This is a genomic window from Symmachiella macrocystis, assembly GCF_007860075.1.
Classification (GTDB): domain Bacteria; phylum Planctomycetota; class Planctomycetia; order Planctomycetales; family Planctomycetaceae; genus Symmachiella; species Symmachiella macrocystis.
The window spans coordinates 2,894,098-2,918,724 of the sequence record NZ_SJPP01000001.1; the positions used below are offsets into that span (position 1 = coordinate 2,894,098).

The 24,627-nt window shown below is 55.7% G+C and carries 18 protein-coding genes; 12 read left to right on the forward strand and 6 right to left on the reverse strand.

What is annotated here, in order from left to right:
• The first annotated feature begins 48 nt into the window (after positions 1–48).
• The gene (locus CA54_RS11105) at positions 49–1,149 is read left to right on the forward strand and encodes a hypothetical protein (RefSeq protein WP_146370836.1); all 1,101 of its coding nucleotides are present in this window, start codon (positions 49–51) and stop codon (positions 1,147–1,149) included.
• A gap of 59 nt (positions 1,150–1,208) precedes the next feature.
• Here CA54_RS11105 and CA54_RS11110 read toward each other — a convergent pair whose 3' ends face one another.
• The 3 genes from CA54_RS11110 to CA54_RS11120 all read right to left on the reverse strand — a co-directional run bounded on the left by CA54_RS11110 (position 1,209) and on the right by CA54_RS11120 (position 3,861).
• Positions 1,209–2,318: a DUF6263 family protein gene (locus CA54_RS11110; protein WP_146370837.1), complete on the reverse strand. Its 1,110-nt coding sequence runs from the start codon at positions 2,316–2,318 to the stop codon at positions 1,209–1,211.
• Positions 2,319–2,659: 341 nt separating this feature from the next.
• Positions 2,660–3,118, reverse strand: a complete 459-nt coding sequence (locus CA54_RS11115; protein ID WP_146370838.1) for a hypothetical protein — start codon at positions 3,116–3,118, stop codon at positions 2,660–2,662.
• A 134-nt stretch (positions 3,119–3,252) separates the two neighbouring features.
• Positions 3,253–3,861 carry a peroxiredoxin family protein gene (locus CA54_RS11120; RefSeq protein WP_146370839.1) on the reverse strand — a complete coding sequence of 203 codons (609 nt, stop codon included), beginning with the start codon at positions 3,859–3,861 and terminating at the stop codon, positions 3,253–3,255.
• Between the two features lie 236 nt (positions 3,862–4,097).
• On the opposite strand from CA54_RS11120, the gene CA54_RS11125 reads away from it, so the two are divergent.
• The 5 genes from CA54_RS11125 (at position 4,098) to CA54_RS11145 (ending at position 12,970) form a co-directional block, all read left to right on the forward strand.
• The gene (locus tag CA54_RS11125; protein ID WP_197532389.1) at positions 4,098–6,053 is read left to right on the forward strand and encodes a preprotein translocase subunit SecA; all 1,956 of its coding nucleotides are present in this window, start codon (positions 4,098–4,100) and stop codon (positions 6,051–6,053) included.
• Positions 6,054–6,708: 655 nt separating this feature from the next.
• Complete coding sequence (locus CA54_RS11130; RefSeq protein ID WP_146370841.1) at positions 6,709–8,733, forward strand: HlyD family efflux transporter periplasmic adaptor subunit; 2,025 nt, start codon at positions 6,709–6,711, stop codon at positions 8,731–8,733.
• Positions 8,734–8,915: 182 nt separating this feature from the next.
• The gene (locus CA54_RS11135) at positions 8,916–11,168 is read left to right on the forward strand and encodes an HlyD family efflux transporter periplasmic adaptor subunit (protein ID WP_146370842.1); all 2,253 of its coding nucleotides are present in this window, start codon (positions 8,916–8,918) and stop codon (positions 11,166–11,168) included.
• Positions 11,169–11,286: 118 nt separating this feature from the next.
• Complete coding sequence (rbsK, locus tag CA54_RS11140) at positions 11,287–12,210, forward strand: ribokinase (protein ID WP_146370843.1); 924 nt, start codon at positions 11,287–11,289, stop codon at positions 12,208–12,210.
• A gap of 184 nt (positions 12,211–12,394) precedes the next feature.
• Positions 12,395–12,970 (forward strand): peroxiredoxin family protein, encoded by a 576-nt coding sequence (locus CA54_RS11145; RefSeq protein ID WP_146370844.1) that lies wholly within the window; start codon positions 12,395–12,397, stop codon positions 12,968–12,970.
• Between the two features lie 113 nt (positions 12,971–13,083).
• Here the strand turns inward: CA54_RS11145 and CA54_RS11150 are convergent, their stop codons facing one another.
• Together CA54_RS11150 and CA54_RS11155 are read right to left on the reverse strand one after the other, a co-directional pair.
• Entirely contained in the window at positions 13,084–14,124 is a 1,041-nt protein-coding gene (locus CA54_RS11150) for a DUF1573 domain-containing protein (RefSeq protein WP_146370845.1), read from the reverse strand.
• A gap of 536 nt (positions 14,125–14,660) precedes the next feature.
• Complete coding sequence (locus tag CA54_RS11155; RefSeq protein WP_146370846.1) at positions 14,661–15,497, reverse strand: DUF4349 domain-containing protein; 837 nt, start codon at positions 15,495–15,497, stop codon at positions 14,661–14,663.
• 234 nt (positions 15,498–15,731) lie between these two features.
• On the opposite strand from CA54_RS11155, the gene CA54_RS11160 reads away from it, so the two are divergent.
• The 4 genes from CA54_RS11160 to CA54_RS11175 all read left to right on the forward strand — a co-directional run bounded on the left by CA54_RS11160 (position 15,732) and on the right by CA54_RS11175 (position 19,451).
• Positions 15,732–17,249 (forward strand): sulfatase family protein, encoded by a 1,518-nt coding sequence (locus CA54_RS11160; RefSeq protein WP_146370847.1) that lies wholly within the window; start codon positions 15,732–15,734, stop codon positions 17,247–17,249.
• Positions 17,250–17,312: 63 nt separating this feature from the next.
• Positions 17,313–17,981 (forward strand): 7-cyano-7-deazaguanine synthase, encoded by a 669-nt coding sequence (locus CA54_RS11165; RefSeq protein ID WP_146370848.1) that lies wholly within the window; start codon positions 17,313–17,315, stop codon positions 17,979–17,981.
• On the forward strand, positions 17,974–18,939 hold the full coding sequence (locus CA54_RS11170; protein WP_146370849.1) for an ATP-grasp domain-containing protein: 966 nt from the start codon (positions 17,974–17,976) through the stop codon (positions 18,937–18,939). The genes CA54_RS11165 and CA54_RS11170 overlap by 8 nt, the downstream gene beginning before the upstream one ends.
• A gap of 83 nt (positions 18,940–19,022) precedes the next feature.
• The gene (locus CA54_RS11175) at positions 19,023–19,451 is read left to right on the forward strand and encodes a hypothetical protein (RefSeq protein ID WP_146370850.1); all 429 of its coding nucleotides are present in this window, start codon (positions 19,023–19,025) and stop codon (positions 19,449–19,451) included.
• A gap of 450 nt (positions 19,452–19,901) precedes the next feature.
• On the opposite strand, the gene CA54_RS11180 is transcribed toward CA54_RS11175, so the two are convergent.
• The gene (locus tag CA54_RS11180) at positions 19,902–20,672 is read right to left on the reverse strand and encodes a DNA topoisomerase I (protein WP_146370851.1); all 771 of its coding nucleotides are present in this window, start codon (positions 20,670–20,672) and stop codon (positions 19,902–19,904) included.
• Positions 20,673–21,002: 330 nt separating this feature from the next.
• Here CA54_RS11180 and CA54_RS11185 point away from each other — a divergent pair, with 330 nt between their 5' ends.
• Positions 21,003–22,631, forward strand: a complete 1,629-nt coding sequence (locus tag CA54_RS11185; protein ID WP_146370852.1) for a ribulokinase — start codon at positions 21,003–21,005, stop codon at positions 22,629–22,631.
• Positions 22,632–22,715: 84 nt separating this feature from the next.
• A complete protein-coding gene (locus CA54_RS11190; RefSeq protein ID WP_146370853.1) occupies positions 22,716–24,380 on the forward strand; it encodes a fucose isomerase in 1,665 nt (554 codons plus the stop codon).
• The last annotated feature ends 247 nt before the right edge of the window (positions 24,381–24,627 follow it).

A 24,627-nucleotide genomic window follows, 5' to 3' on the forward strand; every position in this document is an offset into this window, starting at 1 on the left:
TCACAAATCACAGGTGTGGCACGACACCCCTCGGAGATTGCCTCAACGATGTCCTCAAATACAGACAACAACGCCGACCTGGAAGGCATTGATTTCGATTCTTTGCCTGCACCTGAAGAAACCCTGGAGAATGGCGCCTCTATGACTGAACCAGGGCAAGGTCCGCAACAACAAATCGAACTCTTGGAGTCGCAACTTCAAGAGAAGGAAGATTTGGTCTTTGCACTCACCGAGCGTCTGGAACAAGCGGCCGAACAGTTAGATCGTTACCGCAGAGCCGGCGCCAGGCAGAGCCGCTCCGGTGGCGGAATGCCTAAAGAAATCGTCGAGGAGCAAAAGTCGCTCTTTGACGAAATGCGGCAAATGATCGCCCAATGGGAGGCAACCCAACCAGGTGTCACCTTGGGGCGAATTGAACTGCAGGTAACCGAACTGCGCGATCTGGTTGCCGGGAACGTCCTGGGTGATGGAAATGGCGGCGGTGGAATCGGCAGCGCGTTGTCAGCGCTTACCAAATCCGAACCCGCTCCTGCCGCTGAGGAGCCCCAAGAAGCAGCAGCAGCTCCTTCCAACGACTTCAAACCGGGCAGCTGGGAAGCGCAACGCGCCGCTTTAATGGCGGGCGAACCGGTTCCGGAGTCCAAACCCGAACCCGTCGCTGAAGTGGAAGTACCCGCCACCGAAACAGACGACGTGGTTGAGGAAGCCGCTGAGGATCTCACCAATACGCCGACACCTATCGATCTCCACAGTGCCGACATCGAACAATTGCGGCAAGCTGTTCAGGAACGCGATCGGATTATTGCCTCGCTCAAACAGCAGATCGAGGAACAAGAAGGCTCGGGCGAAGTCGTCAAGTTTGACACGATGGATAGCATGCCGGACGAATTTCGTGAGAAACTGGATGCTCTTGAAGAAGAGTGGAAGGACAAAATTCGCGAAACCGAAGTCGAGCTTTCGTTGGAACGCGCCAAAATTGCCCGCGAAAAAGCGGAATTGCAGCAGCAACAACACCAAATGCAAAAGCATCGCGAAAAAATGGGCGTCACTGGCCAGCCGGGGCCGGCCAATAGTGGCTCGCAATCTGGCGAAGATGCCAACAGCGGGCGCTGGCTTCGTTTCCTCAAACGGGGCAACGACGACGAGTAAGCAGAAATTCATGCGGACAACTGCAGATCAATGCCGCAACCCTTTGCTCGCATGATGAGTCAGCGGAGGCGCGATTCTTTCTCCATACCCGCATAGGGAAGCGGCACGCGGAGATCATCGGATTCCGGAACCGCCGTCAATTGCGAGATCGTTTGTTTGGTCTGCGGAATTGATTCACCGCCGGGTAGATGCACGACCATCTGCATCACTTGTTCGATGCGGCTATTCTGCGGCAATCCCGTGTGACGGTCAATCGAACAACGACCCGAAATCCGGCCGCCGACAATTTGTAGTTGCACAGACCCGAGTTCCTGCGCCGCCTGCGGCGTCACGGTTCCCCCGACTGCCAATTCCACCATCGAGTCCTGCACCTCTTCGATGGTATACGTCAATTGCAGGTTCACCGGCAGCGGTTGGTGAATCTTTCGTTCTTGTTGCCAAGTCTTGCCGCGCACAATCGTGTCCAGCGGCAATAGGCCCATGCCGTCGTCAATAAAATTCGCCAGATAGTCTTCCTCGGTCATCCCGGCCAGTGATTTCCAAACAAAGGTTCGCTGTTCAGGCGACGCATTTTGCAGGCAGGATTGCAAGAAGTCTTGAAACCCAACGAGATTCCGTAATCGATTATGTTTGTCCAGCCAAAATGAAAAACCGTGGCCTGGCAATCCTTGATAAGCTTCGGCTTGAGGCGGCACGGGACCGTGGGGTTGGTCCGAGTCGTAATTGATTTCTTGTCCCGGAATATCTTGCACCAATTTGACATTTTGATACCGCACGTTGAACAGCGTGTCTCCGGTCTTTTGTTGCGAACTGGCGACCAGCAACTCATCGTTGCCGACCGTATCCTCGACTTCCAAGGTCAAGCCAATCGTCAACCGCGAACTGCCGCTGGTTGCACCCACGGCTTGATCTTGTGTGATGCGTTGCTCCACGGTCTTTAAGTACGCATAGCGGTTGCCAATCCGCAGACTGCTTTCACCCGGCGCAACCACCGCTGCGGGTGGCTCGACGTCATCAAGAAACGAAGCAGGCAGCGCGGCTGTCTGTTCAGATTCGGCCTCTGTCTTGTCGTCGCTGTCAGCCGACTTGCCAAACCAACCGGAACTCGTAACCAAAAGCGCTATACCCAGGCATAAGGTGGCGATTGGCAGGATTCGTGATTTTAACATGAGGATTTCAACAGCCAATAAAAAAGTCGTCGAAGTCGTAGAGACCTCGCCGCGATGGACCGCTGTTTTGAGATACACGGCATTCCGCATTCAGCGAGGGAGGCGGAACATACCAATCAATCCACATCTTGGAAACCCGGAACCGCCGCCTCTCAACAATTTCTGATTCCGATTGAGGAGAATTCCCAATCCGATAAATCGCCATCTCAAAAGAGGAGGCCGCTGACGACACGTCCACTAGTACGGTCTTAGAGCACGTAACCCAACCATGTGGCGTGCATTTCGAGAGCGGCCAAGCAACGCGCGTCTTGTCCCAGACTAAAAAATAAGGTGCCACTGGCTCATTGAGCCGATTCGTCTGGCAAATCCGCGACGCGAAAATCAACCGTCTTTCGCGATGTGATGTCCTGCGGACGCTGCTTGACCAAGTGGACACGCAATATCTCATAAGGGGACAGATCTTGGTGTTGCTGCGCCAATTCAACGATCCTCTTCGTGGCTGCCTCCGCGAGCGCCGCGTTGTCTTCCTCGCCGGGGTGAAAATCGACTTTCATCACGATCCGCAATGTCATCGGCGAGCCTTTATGCTGGCCCCCCTCGATTTGCGGGACCGACTTAGGAAATTCCGCTGCCAAGGCCTGCTTCAGTTCAATGAACGGCGCGTTGTGCCAAATCGCATAGGTCACACAAATCGTTCCACCGATGATACCCAGAATAAACATCGATATGACCACCGAGCGACCCGATACTGTGCGGGGGGCGGCGTCCGATTGCGGCTCGTCGGTATCAGCGGAAGACATATTTCGATTGGTCACAATTTTGCGTGGCAGTGCCACTAGTGTTTTGTCACACCTAGAAATTAGGGTGCCACTGGCTCGGCCAGTGAATTGTAAATAACCCCAGCATCTCGACTTCGACTTGCACTGGCAAAGCCCTACTGAAGTCGCGCGAGTTGATCGAGAAGCTTGGGCAAGTCGAGGGGCGAATCGGGTGGATCAAACTCTAGCGAATCGCGGATTACGCCGCTGATATCGACCAGAAACATGACCGGTACGAGCGGTCCCGTTTCGGGAACCGAAACACCCCACTGCTTGTGTACAGCATAGTCGACATCGGCCAGTATGGGAAAGGGGATCGAGCCGCCGCCCCATTGCGCTATCGTTTCCGACGGTGCCCCGCTGACTGCCACAATCTCAGTGTTGGCAGCCCGGATTTGCGGATAGGCGTCGCGGAGCAAGGCCAATTGACGGACATCCTCCGGTTGCTGCTGACCGTCAAAAAACAGCACGATCAGCGACCGCCGGCCAAGATACCGCGCCGTGCGATGCCGCTCTTTGCGTTGATCGAGCAACACGATTTCTGGGGCAGGGCGGGACTGAAATCCCCCCGACCCGTCCTTTTGCCAAAGCGGCCCGTACGTCGTCCGGATCACAATTGCGGCCACAATCAACACAGCTGCCGCCGGAATCACCCACACAATTTTCGGCAGGCCGCAAAGCGACGGTCGGTATTCCTTGGCAAGTTGGTCATGGGTCTCGGTCATGGCGGACTGCAGCGAAAAATCACATTTTCAGCGGAATTGAAAAGCACATCTTGCAGCGTAACGACTAACTTACAGCATTGCCACGTAGCCTGAAGTCTCTTCGTGCGTTGTAGAGGGATTGCCGTCGGAATCAACTGCCCTAGCCTACAAAAAGTTGAATCGCCAAACCCAGTCCGCCCTGCTATCATGCGATGATTGTCAGGTCGTCGCCGATAAAGAGGGGAAATTCGCGGTCGATGTCGAGATTTGGACCCGCTTGGTGGAATGCGATTAGAGCCCGTATCGGAGGCCGCGCTGCACGTGCCTTTGCGCAATCGGCGCTCAACGTTCGCCGTGTGAATGCCCTGGAAACTGAGATAAAAGCGCTCACCGATTCCGAACTGCGCAAGGCCAGTTTAGACCTCCGTTGGCGGATCAAAGGGGGCGAAACCCTTGAGAAAGTCATGCCCCGCGCGTTCGCCATCGTCCGCGAGGCCGCGCAACGCACCGTCGGACTGAGACACCACGACGTGCAACTGCTGGGCGGTACCGCCATGACCCGCCGTGCCCTCATCGAAATGGAACCGGGTGAAGGCAAGACCCTGGTTGCCACGCTCCCGGTCTACCTCTATGCCCTGGCCGGACAGGGCGTGCATGTGATGACCGTCAACGACTATCTGGCCCAGCGCGATGCCGAGCTGATGTCGCCCGTCTATAACCTGTTGGGTATGCGGGTCGGGGTGACCAATCCCGATTTCGACAAAAACACCCGCCGCGCAGCCTATCAATGCGACATCACCTACGGAACGGCGACGCAGTTTGGCTTCGACTTTCTGCAAGACCGGTTGGCGATGGGGGGCGAGGCAACCGCGTCTGGTGCGGCGGATTTGTTGTTCGGCGAGAAGGGCAAAACCGAAACCACCATGCAGCGCGGGCATTATTGCGCCATTATTGACGAAGCCGATAGCGTACTGATCGACGATGCCCGCACACCATTGATCATCAGTGCCCCGAGTTCCGAGCCGGAACAACAGGTTGTCGATACCTACGAATGGGCGGCGCGGCATGCCGGCGAGTTTCAGGACCGCGAAGACTTTGCCCGCGATCCGGAAAAGAAAACGATCGAATTAAAACGCGAGGGACGTTGGAAGGTCCGCGCGCTACCAATGTCCAATCTCGTCCGGCAGATGCCGCTGGAGGAACTGTACGAATACATCGAGCGGGCGATCAAAGTCCTGCTCGAATTTCAGTGTGATCAGCAGTACGTCGTGATGGATGGCGAGGTTCAACTTGTCGACGAAGGCACGGGGCGGATCATGCATGGCCGAAAACTCCGCGGCGGACTGCATCAAGCCATCGAGGCCAAGGAACGCGTTGCTGTGACGGTCGGCACTAGCCAAGCGGCACGCACAACGATTCAAAACTATTTTTTAAGGTACAAAAATCTCTTGGGCATGACGGGAACAATTTGGAGTTCGCGCTGGGAAGTCCGACGGATCTACAACCTAACCGCCCTGAAAATCCCTACGCACTATCCCTCAAAACGCAAACGCTTGCCGGACCAAATGTTCACCCAAGCCGAGGCGCGTTGGCAAGCGGTCGTCGGCGAAGCGCGACAATTGCATGAGCAAAAACGACCGGTCTTGATCGGGACCCGCTCCATCGATGCGTCAGAGCACATCAGCAAGCTGCTCAAAGAAAACGGCGTCCCCCACACAATTCTCAATGCCAAGGAACACGCTAAGGAAGCGGAGATCGTTTCTAAAGCCGGAGAACTCGGCGCCGTGACTATCGCTACCAACATGGCCGGCCGCGGGACCGACATCAAAGTGTCCAAAGAGGTTGATGCCATGGGGGGCTTGCACGTCATCGGCACCGAACGGCACGACTCGGAACGTGTCGACAACCAACTGATCGGTCGTTCCGGCCGCCACGGTGCACCCGGTTCCAGCCAGTTTTTCCTCTCACTGGACGACCAATTGCTTGAAGGCTACGGCACCGCCAAAGCGCGTCGCATTCGCGAAAGTTACCGCTCCGCAGCTTCCAATGGCGGCGTACAAAAGGACCGCCTCGTCAAATTGCTCCGCAAAGCGCAACGCAGGATCGAACGCAAACATTCCCGCGGACGCACACAAATGATGAAATTCGAAAAGCGCCGTACCGAGATGCAAGAAAACATGGGCCTCGACCCCTTCCTCAACACCGCAGAATAACCCCACAACAATAGGATGCGTCGCGATGCCACAACTCAGCGTGGCCGTTATTTTCTAGCCATAGAAGAAACACCAACGAAACACAGTTTTTCCGGCATGAAAGCAAAACTCCCAAACCGACCGCTTGCGGTCGCAGTGTGCGATCCGTGCCGGATGACACCCCGGTGTCATTTCAGGTACGAAACCAATTCGATTTTGGCGAGAGGATGATTTGCCGGGGTATCTGACTTCCGTGGTCTGTAACGGAAGTCTCGGCACGAATTTCTCACGCAGTGCCTACTTTGGCGATTTTTTAGCGTAACGATTACATTTCCAGCACGCATTCGCCTGCAGTCTGCGGCGTGAGGCTTGATTCACCGGTGAATTACCCAACCATTATAAAAGGAAATACCGTTCACCGTGACGGACACTGCCGAATGAGCCGTTCGTACATTTCGCCTTATTCTAGGCTAGGCAGCAATTCCCGTTGGACGGATTGCCATGCATCTGGCAGAATACAACAACCGAAGGCCTGCTCACACTCGGACGATGCTGTCGTTTATTCGCGACAACCTAAATTATCGTAGCGATCAGGACACGAAGCCCGTTGGGGGTTCGTGCGGAATCGGCAAATTGCCGCATGACAAATTGAAGTGGTCATTCCACCAGGACTTTCATGTCTACGACCGAAACCGCCGGCGCCAGCCAAATTGAAAAAACCAAACAGCAGATCCGCCGTCTGGTGGGCGAGATTGCGCGGCTGTCGGAGACCGACGTCTCGGACGAGGAGTATTTCCCCAATTACCTGGGGCGAATCCTGGCCGCTTTAGCGGCGCCCGCCGGAGCGGTATGGCTCCGCAACGATGCCGGCGCCTTGGAACTTGTTTATCAAATCAATCTGCAAGAAGTTGGTTTTGATCAACTTGGCGAAGCTGGACAACAAACACACGGTCGCTTGCTAGGGCAAATTCTTACCAACAATCGCGGAGCTGCTATCCCGGCCAAGAGCGGGGGAAGCGAACCCGGCAGCCCCGGTAATCCGACCGACTATCTTATCGTCGCCAGTCCCTTAACCGTCGATGGCACAGCTGAAGGCCTCGTGGAAGTTTTTCACAACGCCTCGGCGGCGCCCGTTGTGCAACAAGGCTACGAACGCTTTTTGAATCAAGTCTGCGAACTCGGTGCAGGTTTCCTTAAAAACCGCCGCCTGCGGGGACTTGTCGATCGCCAACATCTTTGGTCGCGATTGGAGTCCTTCACACGGCAAGTGCATACCTCGCTAAAAACTAACGCCGTTGCTTACACCGTTGCCAACGACGGACGTCGACTCATCGGTTGCGACCGCGTCAGTGTCGCGCTGCGGTACGGAAAAAAAATGCGGATTGAGGCCATCAGCGGGCAGGACGTCGTCGACCGCCGCGCAAACCTCACACAACTGATGTCGGCGCTGGTCGATTCGGTTGTCTTCGCCGGCGAACCGTTGGTTTATACCGGTTCAACCGACGATCTCCCTCCTCGAATCGAAGAGGCCCTGCGGGACTATGTCGACGAAGGAAGTTCCAAAGCGGTGTTTGTCATGCCGCTCAAAGAAACTCAAGACGATCCCGAAGCAGAGAGCCGCTATTTTGGTGCGTTGGTCGTGGAGCAGATCGAGGACAATCAGCCCGAACCGCAATTGCGGGAACTGGCCGAGATCGTCGTACGGCACAGCGAAACCGCCTTGTTTAACTCGCAGCGCTACCAGCGCGTCTTTCTACTTCCCGTTTGGCAATGGATGGGAAGCCAGGTCTCCAAACTCAAAGGCCGCGGACTGGCGAAATTTCTAGCCGTGCTCATGTTGCTGGCCGGTATCATCGGTGTGCTCACGCTGGTACCGGGTGAGTTCCGTCTGGAAGGTGACGGGAAATTGCAGCCCAGGACCCGCCGCGACCTATTTGCCAGCGAAGCAGGGACCGTCCGCAATATCCGCGTGGATCATGGCGATCGAGTTCATCCGGGCGACATCTTGGTCGAGATGGAAGATCTCAATCTCGAAAGCCAACTTCAAAAAGCCCAGATCGAGCTGCATCGCGCCGAAAGCGAATACAACATCAAACGCAATCAGCGTAACGCTGAGGAAATTTCCGAACAAGAAAAAATCCAAATCACGGGCGATTTAATGTCGCTAAATGCTAACCGTGAAAGCTTAGAAGCGGATGTGGAAGCGCTCAAGCAACGCAAACGAAATCTCAACATCACATCCCCCATCGAAGGAGTGGTCACGACCTGGGGTATCGAAGAACGCATCGCCAACCGCCCCGTTCAACCCGGGACATTGCTAGTCAGCGTTGCCGATGACCAGAAATCCTGGGTGTTGGAAGTCAAAGTCCCCGAGGACCGCGTCGGCCACATCCTCCGCGCGCAACAGGAATTGAAAGAGGGAGAACAACTCGACGTCACGTACGTCCTGGCCACCAATCCCGAGCGGCGTTATCACGGCAAAGTCGAAAAAACCGCCATGATCACCGAGGTTGTCGAAGAAGAAGGAAACGTCGTCCTATTGACGATTACCCCCGACCCCGAAGACATGCCCGAAAAACTCCGCCCCGGTGCTGAAGTCAAAGCGGGCATCATTTGCGGCGAACGCCCCCTAGGCTACGTCTACTTCCACCCCGCCATCGATGCGTTTTATTACAACGTCAAGTTCTGGCTAGGCTACTAACAAGGTCCGGTGCATCACAACGCACCCAACAACATACCCCCTCTCCCTTTAGGAGAGGGCCGGGGTGAGGGTTTTCGCTCCACAAACGATTGCCCCTACTCTTGGGCAACCAATCGTCCTATGTAGAAAGGTGCGTCGTGACGCACCCTACAAATCAACCACCGTTTTACACGACGTGAACTATGGCTCCCCCCAACCCCTCGATGGCTGCCTCGATCGAACGGCCAGTGATTTTGCGCCGCCGTCCCGATTTGGTCGTCAGCGAGCAACGCTACGAGGGGCGGACCTACTACCTGATTAAGGATCCGGTCGGGCTGAAGTACTACCGGTTTCAAGAAGAAGAATACAAAATCCTCGCGTCGCTCGATGGCGTGCGGAGCCTCAAGGAAATCAAAGACGACTTCGAGGCGGAATTCATTCCGCAAAAAATCACGCTCGAGGAATTGCAGCAATTCATCGGCCGGCTGCATGAATCGGGTATGGTCATCAGTGAAGCGGCAGGGCAGGGGGCGAAGCTACTTAAACGGCGTGAAGACCGCGCTAAAAAACAATTGAAGTCCACGCTGTCGAACGTGCTTTACATCAAACTCCCAGGTTTTGACCCCGCGCGGGCGCTCAATTGGCTGTATCCCCGCTTTGAATGGATTTACACCCCGTGGGCGCTGGCCTGTGTCGTCCTGCTGGCGCTCTCCGCTTTGACGTTGGTGTTGGTGAACTTCCATGAGTTCCGCGGCCGCCCGGAAATGGAGAGCTTTCACTCCTTTTTTAACATGAAAAACATCGTCTGGCTGTGGATCGCCATGGGGATGACAAAAATCGTTCACGAGTTCGGACACGGTCTGACTTGCCATCATTTCGGCGGAGAATGTCATGAAATGGGGATGCTGTTTCTCGTGCTCTCTCCGGCGCTGTATTGCAACGTCTCGGACTCCTGGACGATGCCCAACAAATGGCATCGCATCGCCATCAGTCTGGCTGGAATTTACGTCGAAGTGGTGCTGGCTTCGATCTCTACGTTCATCTGGTGGTATTCCGCACCCGGCTTGATACACAACATCGCCTTTAGCACGATGTTTGTCTGTTCGGTGAACACCATCCTGCTCAATGCCAACCCGCTGATGCGGTTCGATGGCTACTACGTCATGAGCGACTGGTTGGAAATTCCCAACCTGCGAACCAAGGCAAACCAACTGCTGCAACGGACCGCCGCGCAGGTCTGCCTCGGCCTAGAGATGCCCGCCGATCCCTTCATGCCCAAAGCCCGCAAAGGGTGGTTCATCACCTATGCCATTGCCAGTTGGTGTTATCGCTGGATGGTCACGTTTGGAATTCTGCTGTTCTTGTACACGTTTCTCAAACCATACAAGTTAGGCGCCATCAGCGCTATGATGGCCACCGGTATAGTCATCATGATGTTTGTCATGCCGGTCGTCAAAATGGTGAAGTTCATCTTTACTCCGGGAAGGTTGGAAATGATCAAAAAATTCCGGGCCACAGTCAGTGGAGTAGTCGCTGTCGCATTGCTGGTCGGCTTTTTAATGATCCCGGTCCCCAAGCGAGTCAATACGGTCTTTACCGTCCGGCCTCGCGACGCCGAAGCGGTGTTCGTCAAAGGCGGGGGACGCATCAAAAAGGTGCTCGTGCAACCGGGCGATCAGGTCAAAAAAGGGGACGTGCTCGTCGAATTAGAAAACGAGGACTTCAACTTCGAACTGCGCGCACAGGAACGCATTGCCACCGACCAAAAATACGCGGAAGTCGTTTATCGCAATCTAGGCAGCAAATTTGGCGGAGAAAGAGCCCAATCCGAGGAGCTGCATCGTGACGCCCTGAAACAAGTCGAAATCCGCCAGGAGCAGATCGACGACCTCCACGTCACAGCACCGGTCGACGGGACCGTGTTTCCTCCCGAAATTGTCTCCGAACCACCCCACCACGATATTTACGAAACGCTCCCCCGCTGGCATGGGAGTCCGCTCGACAAACGCAACCTCGGTACTTTCTTAGAACCGGGCACGTCCGTTTGCACAATCGGAGATCCTCACCAAAAAGAAGCCATTCTGATCATCGATCAATCCGAGATCGAGTTTGTCCAAGAAGGTTTTCCGGTCTACATCAAATTCGATGCGTTTCCCGACAAAACCTTTCAATGCAAAATCGAACAGCTTTCGCGACGCGTGATGGAAGACTCCCCCAGCCAGCTTTCCAACTCCTTGGGCGGTGAACTCGCCACCACCCAGGATTCCTCCGGCCGCATGAAGCCGCTCAACACTTCCTATCAAGCACTCGTATTCATCCAAGATCCAGAGGGCCATTTTCCCATGGATCTGTTGGTGTCCGGCTTAAAAGGCCGCGCCAAAATCGAATGCCAACGCCGTACCCTCGCACAAGTCGCTTGGCGATATCTCGCTGAGACATTTCACTTCAGGTTGTGAAACGGATGGCGAAAGCGGCAAATCTCAGTGTGCCCCTTACGTCCCGAAGCAACGACCATTACCGTCACGTTTGTTCGCCATCCACCACGAATCCCTGAATTAAGATGTCTCACCACTCATGCCGCCATCGGCCATCATTGTGCTCGGTTCGGTGAACACCGATTTAGTCATTCGTTCACCACGGATTCCTGCTCCTGGAGAAACGGTTCTGGGGGGCGAATACTTTCAAGCGCCGGGCGGCAAGGGGGCCAACCAAGCCGTCGCCGCTGCCCGCGCCGCGCGCGATCCGGTCACCTTTATCGCCGCTGTCGGGGATGACGAATTCGGACGCGGTGCGCTCGATAATTTCTCTCGCGAAAACCTCGTCAGTCAGTACATCACGACCGTGCCCAACCAACCTTCAGGCGTGGCGCTGATTTTCGTTGACGAGCAGGGCGAAAACGCGATCAGCGTTGCCTCCGGCGCTAACCTGCATCTCACTCCCCAGCACGTCGACGCCCTCCCCGAGAACCTGTTCGCCGCTGCAGGGGTGTTTCTGTGCTGTTTGGAATCCCCCGTAGAAACTGTCGTCCGGGGTCTACAGCGCGCGCGAGCCGCCGGGCTGATCACCATCCTCAACCCCGCACCGGCGCTCTCTGAAATTGCGACTCCTGAGATCCTGAAGTTGGTCGACGTGCTGACCCCCAATGCCGGCGAGGCTGCGTTGCTGACCGGGATGCAGGGTGTCGAGGAGGCAGCGCAACAGTTGCGCAATCTCGGATGTGGCTGCGTCATCACCACCTTAGGTCCCGACGGCTGCCAGATCACTGGCGAAGCGAATGTGCGCATCCCCAGTCGGAAGGTCACAGCCGTCGACACCACCGCTGCGGGAGACGCTTTCAACGGCGCACTCGCCGTAGCAGTCTCCGAAGGCCTGGCGCTGGAACAGGCCGCACACTGGGCAACCGTCGCCGCGGCCATGGCCGTCACCCGCTCTGGGGCGCAACCTTCGCTGGCAAGCCGCAAAGAAATTGAGGCAGCCTTCTCGGAAATGGGCGAATAACACCGCATGGAAATCAGCAATGTGAAATCAACGATTGTGCTGCAGTTCACAGTCGCCACGCACCTTAAGTCTCATAATTCTGCCGTGAGCGTAGAGAAGGCCGTTTCCTATGCAGCGAACCGGCCGATGATCAAGACGCCTTTCCCCAACCCAGCGGCACGGCATTTTCCAGAAAGAAAATACCATGAATCGAATACACATTCCGTTGACACTGCTAGCCATCGCCTGTGGACTATTTTGGATAGACGGCGAACTTCGCAGCGCAGAAAAGGAAACCAAACCGCCAGCCGTTGGTAAAAAGGCACCCAATTTTGAACTCGCGACATTGGACGGGAAAAAACACAAACTGAGCAAGCTGGTCGAAGACGGACCGGTCGTGGTCGTCATGCTCCGCGGCTTTCCCACCTACCAATGCCCGCTCTGTTCCCGCCAAATGACCGAATTTCTCAACGCCTCCAAGGGGTTCAAAGAGCAGGAATCGACGGTTGTGTTTGTGTATCCCGACAAAAAAGACGGGGTGGCCAAGCATGCCCAACAATTCATTAAGGGAAAGAAGTTCCCCCCGAATTTCCTGTTCCTGCTCGATCCTGACTTTGAGTTCACCAATGCCTACGGATTGCGCTGGGAAGGCGAGAAAGAAACCTCGTACCCCTCGACGTTCATCATCGATGGGGATCAGAAAGTCACGTTCGCCAAAATCAGCCGTACGCATGGCGGGCGGACAAAAGCCAAGGAAATTATCGCCGAACTCGACAAATGAGTGAGGCTGGGACGGCCCGTAAGTGCAGCCGCCAGAGAAAAAAACGCTCGGCCCCCCGGTATCGTTACCTGGAGGCCGAGCGCTATTCTCGTGTTCCCAAACTGCGGAGAATATTATTCCGCCGTGGCAATCTCACCATACACCTTGAAACGTACCGGTTCGGAACGACCTGCGATGCGGACGTCGAATTCCTCCACGAACTTGCCCATGGGCGAGTCCCCTTTGAGGTGAATCGGAATCACGTGCACGCTCTTTTCATCCGTCGGCGATTGCCAAGCAAATGCTGATTCATCTGCGCCTGAGGTGATCTTCTCGATCATGATCGCCTTTTTCCCGCGGACCACGAACTGCACTGTTTTTTTGTCGCCCGGGTGCAGCTTGCCCACCGAAGCGGTTTGAGGTGAGACGATCACGTCAGGGGCGATTTTTCCTTCAACCAAAACCGTCACTTGCGATGATTCTCCGCCCACGGTGTCTAGCACGACTTGATCACGAAAGTCTCCCACCGGTGCCGTCGGTTTCAACAGAACCGAAACTTCATAACCCGGTTTTCCGTTTGCGTTCGGCGTGACAGTCACGTCCAAGTGTTCGTTGTCCGTATGTGCGCTGCGGACTTTCCAATTGGGCGAACGAGCGTGGGAAACCTGCACCTTTTGCCGCCATCCCGTTCCATAATCGACCGTCCCAAACTTCACACTCCCCGGCGCTAAAATGATGTCCGGTTGAATGAATGCCGTGATCGGAATCCGCACTTCAGCCCGCTGAGGTTTGTCGAAGGTCACGATCACATTCGAGTTCTTGCGGTGCGAAAACTTGTGCGTATTCATCGTGATTTCGATGTACGTCGATTCATTGCTTTTGAGCGTCGTCTTCTCCGGCTCGGCAGCCGAGCAACCGCAGGTCGTGCGGACATCGGCAATGTGCGTGTCATCCCGCCAATGACTGGTGATCTTAATCCGAGCCTTGGCCACCGAACCTTTGGGAACCGTGCCGAAATCTTGATTCAGCCGGTCGAACATCTTTTCTGCCCACGTCAACTCTGCGGCCTGTGCCGAAACTGCCGAGCACAGCATCAAGCAACAGACCGCGACTGCCGCCGGTCTCCCTTTCTGCAAAAGTGTGGCAGGGGTAATCGTGCTTAATTTGAACATCATGGTCCTCCTCGTCGGATGAATCGGCCATTCCGTTGTCAGTCTTCCTGCCCACCCTGGCACGTTAAGTCGTAACTATCTCGTCAGCCGGACCGACCGCGCAGCAGACACCGCGAAAGCAAGAAATATAGAAATCGCCCGCGATGAAAGAAGTCGCCGCCGGTCGTCACTGCCCAGTTATGATTCGTCGAACGGTTAGCGCGTCTGACCCAGAAACGCGAGACCCGTTCGTAAATGTTTTCGAATCTGCTAACTTCAACATACCCGACTCTTAGGGGCTGTGAAGATGAATTTCCGGGATTTCACGAAATCAAAGCGCCGTAAAAGCGAGTTTCGGCCGAATTGGTGGCCTGGGAAAACTTTGCCTCCCCACACAGCAGCGGAACAAACCCAACGACGCGCCAGGTTTGTTCAAACGCCAGACCCACCGCCACGCCGGTAAACCTATCGACCTAGACAACCTGTCACCGAATACCGCTCCTTTTTACGGTGCCACCGCTAGTGACTAATTACCAATAACAGCGAAGGCCGTATTCTGTTTACATCGAAATCGGTTTACGTCGATTCCACTTTAGAAATACAACAATTGCCACCAACGGAATAACCATTACGCAAACCCAGGGAGCAACGAAGACGCCGGCCAGCACTATCGATTGCGCCAATTCACTAAACGATTCTATCGACGATGACCATGTGCGTTCGATGCGTGTCGTAAACGATGCCGATTGCACAGGTGCGTAATTGCTGATCTCTTCGAATCGAAGTGTGACCGTCGAATAGGCTGTTAGATCCGATAGAACGCGGAGTTGACCTTGCAGTTGTTCCACTTCCCCTCGGACCCGCGAGATCTCGCGTTCCACGGCCAAGATTTCCTCCAATTTGCCGCTGTGCTGATCGAGCAATTCCTTGAGCCGCTGCTCTTCTTGTTGTTGATTAGCCAGCCGCGCCTGCAGGTCATAAAAATTATCGCTGACTTCCTGAGTGGTTTGGCTTTCGCTACGAACTTCTCCCAATAGTCGACTGGCAACGAGAAACTCCTCGAACTTCTCCGCCGGAATGCGGATTGTCCAATACGCGTGCCGCGGCACGTTAGCGGTGCCGGATACTTGAGCATCTGCAACAAATGCATCAAAGCGGCTGATGATTGCCTGCACCTGGGCGGGTACACCGGAGAAATCTTCAACAACGATATCCATGTCAGCACGATAGATGATCTTGCGCCTCAGTTTCCCCGCCCGAGCCAAGTCCCCTTCGCCGGCCACCGCATTGTCGCCGCGCTCAGGGGCAGCGGCGACGACTGGTTTCTTATCGATTCCCTCTGCTGCACCACAACCGGTCAACAAAAGCAGACACCACATCGCACAAGGTCTTACCATGGAGAGCGCCCTTTCAAAACCTCGATGAAAGAATTCGTGAGATCGCACAAGGGTAAGATCCCCAATACATGTCGTTTATTCCCCACCGCCACGCTATTGATCCAAGCAATCCAGGTTTATACTGTTAACCAATGACCAACCCCAAACCGCACCACCCGTCACCCTGCTAAACTCTCTCACACTGGGAGTGGGCCGGGGTGAAGGTTTTTACAGCAAAATCAGGCGCCCACCAGCATGTACAACACAAACACAAAACGCTCGACACATTTTCTGCCCATACTCGTATTCCTCTGTGCGTTTTCGCCGACCCTGACCAAGGCCGCCGATTCTGCTCCCGCGCGGCCGAACATCCTTTGGATTGTTGTCGACGACATGTCGGCCAATTTTTCCTGTTACGGTGAAACGCTGATCGAAACGCCACATGTCGATCAACTCGCCCGCGAGGGTGTGCAGTTCAATCAGGCGTTCGTGACCGCTCCGGTTTGTTCTACGTGTCGTTCGGCCTTCATCACCGGCATGTATCAAACTGCTATTGGAGCGCACCATCATCGCAGTGGACGCGGTGAAGAAAAAATTCACCTCCCGCCCGGCGTCGAACCGATTCCGCTGTTGTTCCAACGTGCCGGGTATTACACGTCCATCAGCGGTTGGCCGATTCACCCCAAACGACTCGGCAAAACCGACTACAATTTCGAGTGGGATCCAGCAATGTACGACGGGTCCAATTGGGCCAAGCGTAAACCGGGACAGCCCTTTTTTGCTCAAATCCAACTCCCCGGAGGAAAACTCCGCGGCGGCACACGGCAATCGGCGCAAAAATTTGCTCAAAAGGCAAAGCGAAAGTTTGGAAGCAAAACCGATTCCGCCGACGTAATGCTTCCTCCCTATTACCCCGACACACCGGTGCAGCGCGAAGACTGGGCCGCCTATTTGGATTCCGTCCGTGAAACTGATCGCGTTGTCGGGGAGATCATCGCTCGGCTCAAGGACGAAGGCGTTCTTGACCAAACACTGGTGCTGTTAATAACCGACCACGGCATCAGCCACGCTCGCGGCAAACAGTTTTTGTACGAAGAGGGAATTCATGTCCCCTTCATCCTCCGCGGCCCAGGCATTGCAGCGGGAACCATCCGGGAGGACTTGATCGAACATATCGACATGGCGGCCATTTCCCTCGCGGTCGCTGGAATTCCGCTCCCCGAAACCATGCAGGCGCAGGACGTACTCGCCGAGGACTATCAACCCCGTGAAGCCATCTTTGCCGCTCGTGACCGCTGCGACGAAACGGTCGAACATCTGCGTTGCGTGCGGACGGATCGTTTCAAGTACATCCGCAATTATTTGCCACAACGACCGCACCTCCAGCCGTGCGCCTACAAAGATCACAAATCGATCCTCATCGATCTACGTCGCGCCTTTGCTGCTGGTGAGTTGAACGACATCCAGAAACAACTCTTCGCTCCCACCCGCCCACCGGAAGAATTGTACGACCTAGAAAATGACCCGCACGAAATCCACAATCTTGCCGGCGACGCCAAATTCGCCTCGCAATTGACCGACATGCGAAACCGCCTCGATGATTGGATCGTCCGCACCAACGACCATGGCCGGAATCCCGAATCCGCAGCCATGTACGACAGCGATATGGCCCTGTACCTCAATTCCCGCCGCCGCCGCGGATCGGCTGAAGAGCTCCAAGAATTGCAGGAAAACATCAACCAAATGAAACGTTGGGCCGCCGAAGGCAAATAACATCCTGCTGTGCCAACGCCGGTTTCGCCCTTTTCCCATTGTGCACACCACCACAAACCCGCGATGACAAACACTCTGGAATGTCCGATCGTTGTACTGCTTGGCGGCGGTGTCGAAAGCACGTCGTTGGTCAGCCGGTTTCTCGACCAACAGCGACGCGTCGTCCCCGTGCACGTGCATTGCGGCTTGATTTGGGATGACGTCGAGACGCTCTTCGTTCAACAATTTTGCCAGGCGCGTGCTTCAGACAACTTGGATCCGCTCATTCAATTTCAGATTCCCCTTGCCGGTTGGCTCGACGATCACTGGGCCGTCACGGGCAACAACATCCCCCGTGCGGGAGCTAGTGGCCACGATTTGGAAATCCCCCTGCGCAATCTCACCCTGTTGAGTTTTGCGCTCCCCAAAGTCGCGCATCTGCCGGACTTTCAATGCGCCCTCGGCACCACTGCCGACAATTCCTTTCGCGATGGCAGCCGCGAATACTTTGATCGTTCGCAGGAACTACTCAGCCTCGAAGCAGGCCGACCGATTGAAATTCTCACTCCCTATCTCCAAATGACCAAAACCGACGTCATTCGCGTGACCGATCACGACACCTTGGCGTACAGCTTCTCCTGTATCGATCCTCGCGACAACCAACATTGCGGGCAATGCCTCAAATGCGGCAGCCGCCAACAGGCGTTCATTGCGGCAGGTGTTGACGATCCAACGGTGTACGCCAATGCCTGAATTTGCTTCTGTCGCCGTGCAGCATTACCAGTGGGCCGGGTTGGACTTCATGTTCGATGCCGACGGGACGCCGGTCTTGTTGGAGGCCAATCGTTGTTCGCACATGCTGTGGGAATACCTGTTGCTCTACAACGACGATACTCCGTTTCGACTCATCGCTGAGGTCTTAAGCGCAGCCGACGGTCCCACCTGTCTGATGTGGCGCCAAGATGATCCTTTGCCCGACGCCGATGAAGACGCCTGTTGGATTGCCGGGCACCTGCGTTTGCACCTCGACCGAGAGGTATTCATCTGCCACGTGGAGGACAACCAGCAAGACTCTGATCAGTTGTTGACCCGCGATGGGAATCGCATTCGCCCCGGGAGTATTTTTCGTTGGTGGTATGATCTGCCTTGGTCGTATGAGCGTAGCGGCGTCTGCGTGATCAATCCCAATGCCGCCTGGGTCGCAGTCCGCGACAAGCTTGCCTGTTATTCCTCGCTGGCAGCGGCAAAAAGCTTCCGTGTCCCTCGCAGTTTTGCAGTTGAAACTCCCGATGAGGCATCCGCAATCCTCAGTGCACATCCCGATCTGTTTGAACGCGGGTATGTGATCAAACCCCGCGTCGGTTTTGGCGGGCATGGCGTGCAAATTGCCGATCCGCACGATTCGCCCCAGCTGTTTTCGGGGAATCATCTGCTGTCCGAGCGGATCATCCCGCAACTTCGCGACGGCAACTTTTGGGATGTGCGGCTGTTCGTGATGGCCGGCCGGTATCTGGGCGGTGTGCTGCGCAGCAGTCCCGGTGCTGTGACCAACGTCTTCCAAGGCGGCACGCCGCTAAGACTCGACGACGATACCGCCGCCGCTCTTCAAGCCCCCGCCCTCGAAGCTGTCCAGTTGCTCGATGCGGCCGCTGAAGCAGTGCACGGCTTACCCCATCCCCCCGACACAGATCTCACCAACGTCGAGTATTGATTTCCGCCGCCGTCCCGTCTAACGTTTGGAAAATACCCCCAAGAATTGACATTGGCAGTCGTGCTTTCGTGGAGAATTCCCTCATGGTCGAGACCTATCAGTCACACGGTGTTAGTTTTGAATATCCCGACGATTGGGAAATCATTGAACAACAAGACGCCCAGGAAGTCGCCATCACGGTGCAAAGCCCGGAAACTTCATTTTGGTTGTTGACCGTATTTTTCGACCGGCCCGATCCTGAAAAAATCGCCGAAGCCGCCCTGGATGCCTTCCGGCAGGAATACGACGACCTCGACATCTATGAAGGTGACGACAACATCTGCGACGAGAATGCAGTCGCCTGGGACCTCGAATTCCGCGCGATGGAGGTCTACAACAGCGCTTGGGTCCGCACCTTCCAAACCGACCTATTCTCCGCCCTGGTGCTCTACCAAGCCAACGACTTAGAATTCGAAGAGACCGCCGACACAATGCGCGGAATGACCCGCAGCCTGGGTTACTATTACGAGTAACCGGCGAGAACCATCCAGAGGGTGGCCGCGATTGCTTCGCAATCGGGTCGGGCAAAGCCCGCAAGAAGCCGCAATTTCCACGCTACATATTAGAGAAGCGTGCAAGTCGACCAAAGCATTCCGCAGCGCCTCCCAGCATCGACGCGATCAACCAGCACCACCCCAACCGCACACCACGAGCACAATACGAGCACACCACGAGCGCCCCACACAAGATTGGCCAACGGCCAATCCCCACCCTAGCCAGGGGCAACGCCCCTGGAATTATTATGGCAACGAAGATTTGTTGGCCGAAGGCCAAATTCACATGCTTTGCGCACGCGACGAAAACGTGAAATTGGCCGTTGGCCAATGATAAAATTGTTGCCAACGCAAATACCTAGGGCGAATGCCCTAGGCTAAGATGTCATTTGGCCGTTGGCCAAACATCTCCCGATCACTGCTAACCGGCTATGACGACGAATCTCGCGTCGGTTCAGGCGCCGGTTGTTGTGCCGTATTGTCGGATTCGGTGCCATCGGGGGGCGGGGCGTCTTCCGCGGTCGTTTGTTCTTCGGGCGGTGCAACCTGCGTGTCTGACTCGCCTAGGTCAAACTCTTCAATCAACTCCCGCCGCCGGTTCGTAACCTGTTTATCAAACTCACTGAGCACGCTCATTGCGTGATCGCGGGATGTGACCAAGCCCATAATTAGGTATTGTATGATCGCGATCACGTAAAACACCCAACCCGCCGGACCGTGGAAAATGGTCGAGAGGATTGCGAATACGGGCGATGAGCGGTTGACGTGCTGGCAGAGCAGGCCCTTCACGTAGGGCCGCCAATTCTCCTTGAGGGTACTGAGAACTTCCCCGCGACGAAATTTCAATTTCGGCGGTCCGGGGTAGATGATGGAAAACAGCTCTTGGTCCGGCATCGTCTCGATCACACCGACAGCCAAGAGGATGCGTCCACCTAGCACCAGCCAGTCCAGATTGAAACTTAAGTGGTCGCCGGTCGCCCAGAAAAACAGTAGGTCTTCCATATTGGCGGTGGCCGCCATCAACACCAGCGATGCCCGAAACCACTGCTCCAGGTCTTTCTCAAGTTCCTCGTCCATTTCCTGCAGACGCACAACTTTGCGCAGAAAGACGCGGAATGTTGGGATCGCGACCATTCCCAGCAGCAGCCGGATGAACGACCGCATCACCGGCAGTTTCATGATTATAGTAAACCAATTCACAACAAACGTCCTTGCGAGGCGATTGCTTCAACTCAAAAATAGCTCGAAAACAGCCCATTCGGGCCGCTATTACGGTAACGCATCCGACGGCCCACCGGTTCACGCCCCCGCAGTGTACCAACTTCAGCCAAGACTGCGGAGACAACCGCCCCAACCCCACAAAATTCCCCCGCCACCATTCGCAGTCGCCGCCGTTTTACGCTATCCTGGCAACTTTTCGGAACCCCGTTTTTCCACCAACTTTTTTCTCTGCGCCTCAGCGTCTCTGCGCGAGACTTTATTTTATAACACCTCTCATCAACGATCGACAAATCTCAGCGGAGCCACCTCATGAATCAACCGGCACATGTTGCACTCGGACTCGACTTTGGCACCGAATCGGTCCGGGCCTTGTTGGCCGATCTGAACGGCAACGAACTCGCCTCTGCTGTCGGGCCCTATGAGCACGGTCAAATTACCGAGACCTTGCCCGGCACGGGTGAAAAACTCCCCGCCGATTTTGCCTTTCAGCATCCCAGCGACTGGATCGAAGCCTCCGCTCAGGCGGTCCGCGACGCAGTGGCCGCTGCTGGATTGACCGGCGACGAGATCATCGGCATCGGTGTCGATTTCACGAGTTGCACCATGCTCCCCGCGCTGAGCGATGGCACGCCGCTGTGCCTGGTGCCGCAGTGGGCTACTGAAAAATTTGCTTGGCCCAAACTGTGGAAACATCACGGCGCGAAAACACAAACCGAGAAAATCAACGAACTGGCCCGCGCGCGCAACGAACCTTGGCTGGCCCGCTACGGCGGCATCATCGGTCTGGAATGGTTCTTTCCCAAAATGCTGGAAACCCTCGAAGAGGCACCCGCCGTTTACGATGCGACGGAAGTCTGGCTCGAAGCAGGGGACTGGTACGTCTGGCAACTGGTTGATAGCCCCGCCGACAAACTGCCCCGTTCCACCTGTCAAGCGGGTTATAAAGGCATGTGGCACAGCCACGATGGTTTCCCCTCCCACGAATTCTTAGCCGCTCTGCATCCCAAACTAGAAAACGTTGTCGCCGAGAAAATGCCGGGAAAATTCCTCGCGCCGGGCGAAGCGGCCGGCACCCTCTGTGCCTCTATCGCAGAGAAATTCGGACTTCCCGCCGGAATCCCCGTCAGTGCAGCCACGATCGACGCGCACGCTGGTGTCCCCGGAGCCGGTGCCGCTGGAGCAGGCACGTTGGTGATGGTCATGGGAACCAGTAGTTGCCACATGCTCAATGCCGACGCCGAACAAAACGTCCCCGGTGTCGCCGGAATCGTCGAAGGGGGGATCCTCCCCGGATTCTATGGTTACGAAACCGGCCAAGCCGCTGTGGGAGACGCCTTTGATTGGTTGCGGCGTACGACTGGCCACGACAACTTCGATCAACTCACCGCACAAGCCGCACAATTGTCCCCGGGGGCTGACGGCGTGCTCTGCATGGATTGGTTCAACGGTTGTCGCACGCCGCTGATGGATGGTGGGCTGCGCGGCGCGTTTGTTGGGCTCACCATGAACCACGGGGCAGGGCACATGTACCGCGCTTTGATGGAAGGCTCCGCCTTTGGAGTGCGTTGGATCGTTGACCTGCTGCGAGAAAACGGCGTGCCGGTCACCGGCATCGTTGCCACAGGCGGACTCCCGCACCACAATCCGCTGTTGGTACAAATCTACGCCGACGTCCTGGGGTTGCCGATCACCGTGCATCCCTCAAAACAAGGCCCCGCACTCGGGGCGGCGATACTCGGCGTTCTGGCCGCCGACACCGATCGAAAACACTTTGCCACCACCGCCGACGCTATCGCCGCCATGGCCGGCCCGCGTGCGGATGATCCCAGTCGTGCGGCGAAAATCGTCGAGCCAGAAGCAGATGCACAAGCGGCCTATGAAAACATCTATCAACGTTACCGCAAACTGGCCGATGTGCTCGTCGCTGAAGAATTCTAGAATGCAATGACCATTGACGGTCTCTATCAAATTTCACTACTTAATCGAAAACACCCGTAAACTACCAATTAGGACACACGCACGATGTCTGCCTATTCAATTTCTAAACCGACCAAAAAACCAAAACTCAAAAAGAACCAAGTTCAATTGATCGCCAGTGGCGACTTGCGGCTTTCCGCGAACCAAAACTGCTGGGAAGCGCAAGAGCAAATGGAAGCTGCGCTGACCCAAGCGGTCGAAGCGGCCGGTTATGAAATCGTTCGCGCGCATCCTTATGACGAAACCGAAAAGCACGGCTTCATCGGCTCGCAAAAACAGGGCATGCAGGTTTTTGAAAACATCGATCCGCACGCGCCGTTGATCGTGGCCGAAGCGGTTTGGCAGTACTCGCATCATGTTCTCTCGGGATTGGCTACGCATCAAGGCCCGATTCTGACCGTCGCCAACTGGTCGGGGACTTGGCCCGGTTTGGTCGGCATGCTGAATCTCAACGGTTCGCTCACCAAGGCGGGTGTTGAGTATTCCACGCTCTGGAGCGAGGACTTCACCGACAAGTATTTCACGACTCGGCTCAAGAAATGGCTGACGACCGGCACGTGCAAGCACGCGACCAAACATGTCAAACCGCTCAAGAAGGTCAAGGTCTCAGCCAAGGAACGCAAACTCGGCGAGTCGTTGGCCGCCCAAATGCAATCCGAAAAAGCCATCATGGGTGTCTTCGACGAAGGCTGCATGGGCATGTTCAACGCCATCATTCCCGACCATCTCCTCAACCCGACCGGCCTCTACAAAGAACGTCTCAGTCAGTCGGCGCTGTACCATGAGTCGACACAAGTCAAAAATGCTGAAGCCAAAGCGGTCCGCAAGTGGATGGAAGACAAAGGCATGACCTTCCACACCGGACGCACCCACGAAACCGATCTCACCGACGATCAAATCCACAAGCAATGCCAAATGTACATCGCTGCGGTGCGGATTGCCGATGATTTCGGCTGCGACTGCATCGGGATTCAATACCAACAAGGACTCAAAGACCTGCTTCCCGCTAGTGATTTGGTCGAAGGCACCCTCAACAACCAGGCCCGCCCGCCCGTGACCAGTCGCGATGGACAACGCGAATTGTACGCCGGCGAAGCGATCCCGCACTTCAACGAAGTCGACGAGTGCGCCGGTCTCGACAGCTTGATTACCTATCGCGTCCACAAAGCAATGGGACAGCCGGTCGAAAACACGTTGCACGATATTCGTTGGGGCGATCACGATGCCACGGGTAAGGTCGATGACTACATCTGGGTGCTGCTCATCAGCGGCGCCGCCCCGCCGGCGCATTTCATCGGTGGATGGAAAGGGGCCGACGGCCTACGGCAAGTCCCCATGTATTTCCCCGCCGGCGGCAGCACGCTGCGGGGAATTTCCAAACCGGGTGAAATCGTCTGGTCGCGGATTTATGTCGAAGACGATCGCCTGAAAATGGACCTCGGCCGCGGCGGCGTGGTGAAGCTCTCCAAAAAAGAAACCGAGCGACGCTGGAACGAAACCACCCCGCAATGGCCGATCATGCACGCCGTTACCTACGGTACGTCGCGCGACCAAATGATGGCCCGTCACAAATCGAATCACATCCAAGTCGCCTACGCCAAGTCAGCCGCCGATGCCGACAAAGCGTTACTCGCCAAAGCCTCAATGGCCGCCGAACTGGGAATCGAAGTCGCCCTCTGCGGCACCCGCGCCGATGGTAAGGCGTGGTAATTCACCGACATTTGTCCCAGTTTCCGTCAGCCCCCGGCTATGCCTTGGGGCGGACTATTGATGCCGTTCGTCATCCCGCGGTGTCCTCATGCTTTCCACGAGATAATCCACAAGCATGAAAATGATTACGCAGGCACCCACGTTACACCCAAATTTCACAACGAGCAGAATTATTTCAGTCGGACTAGGAATTGGGGAAAACATTGGCAAGTCCACTGGATGGGGTGAAAGTCGAGGCAGCAAGACC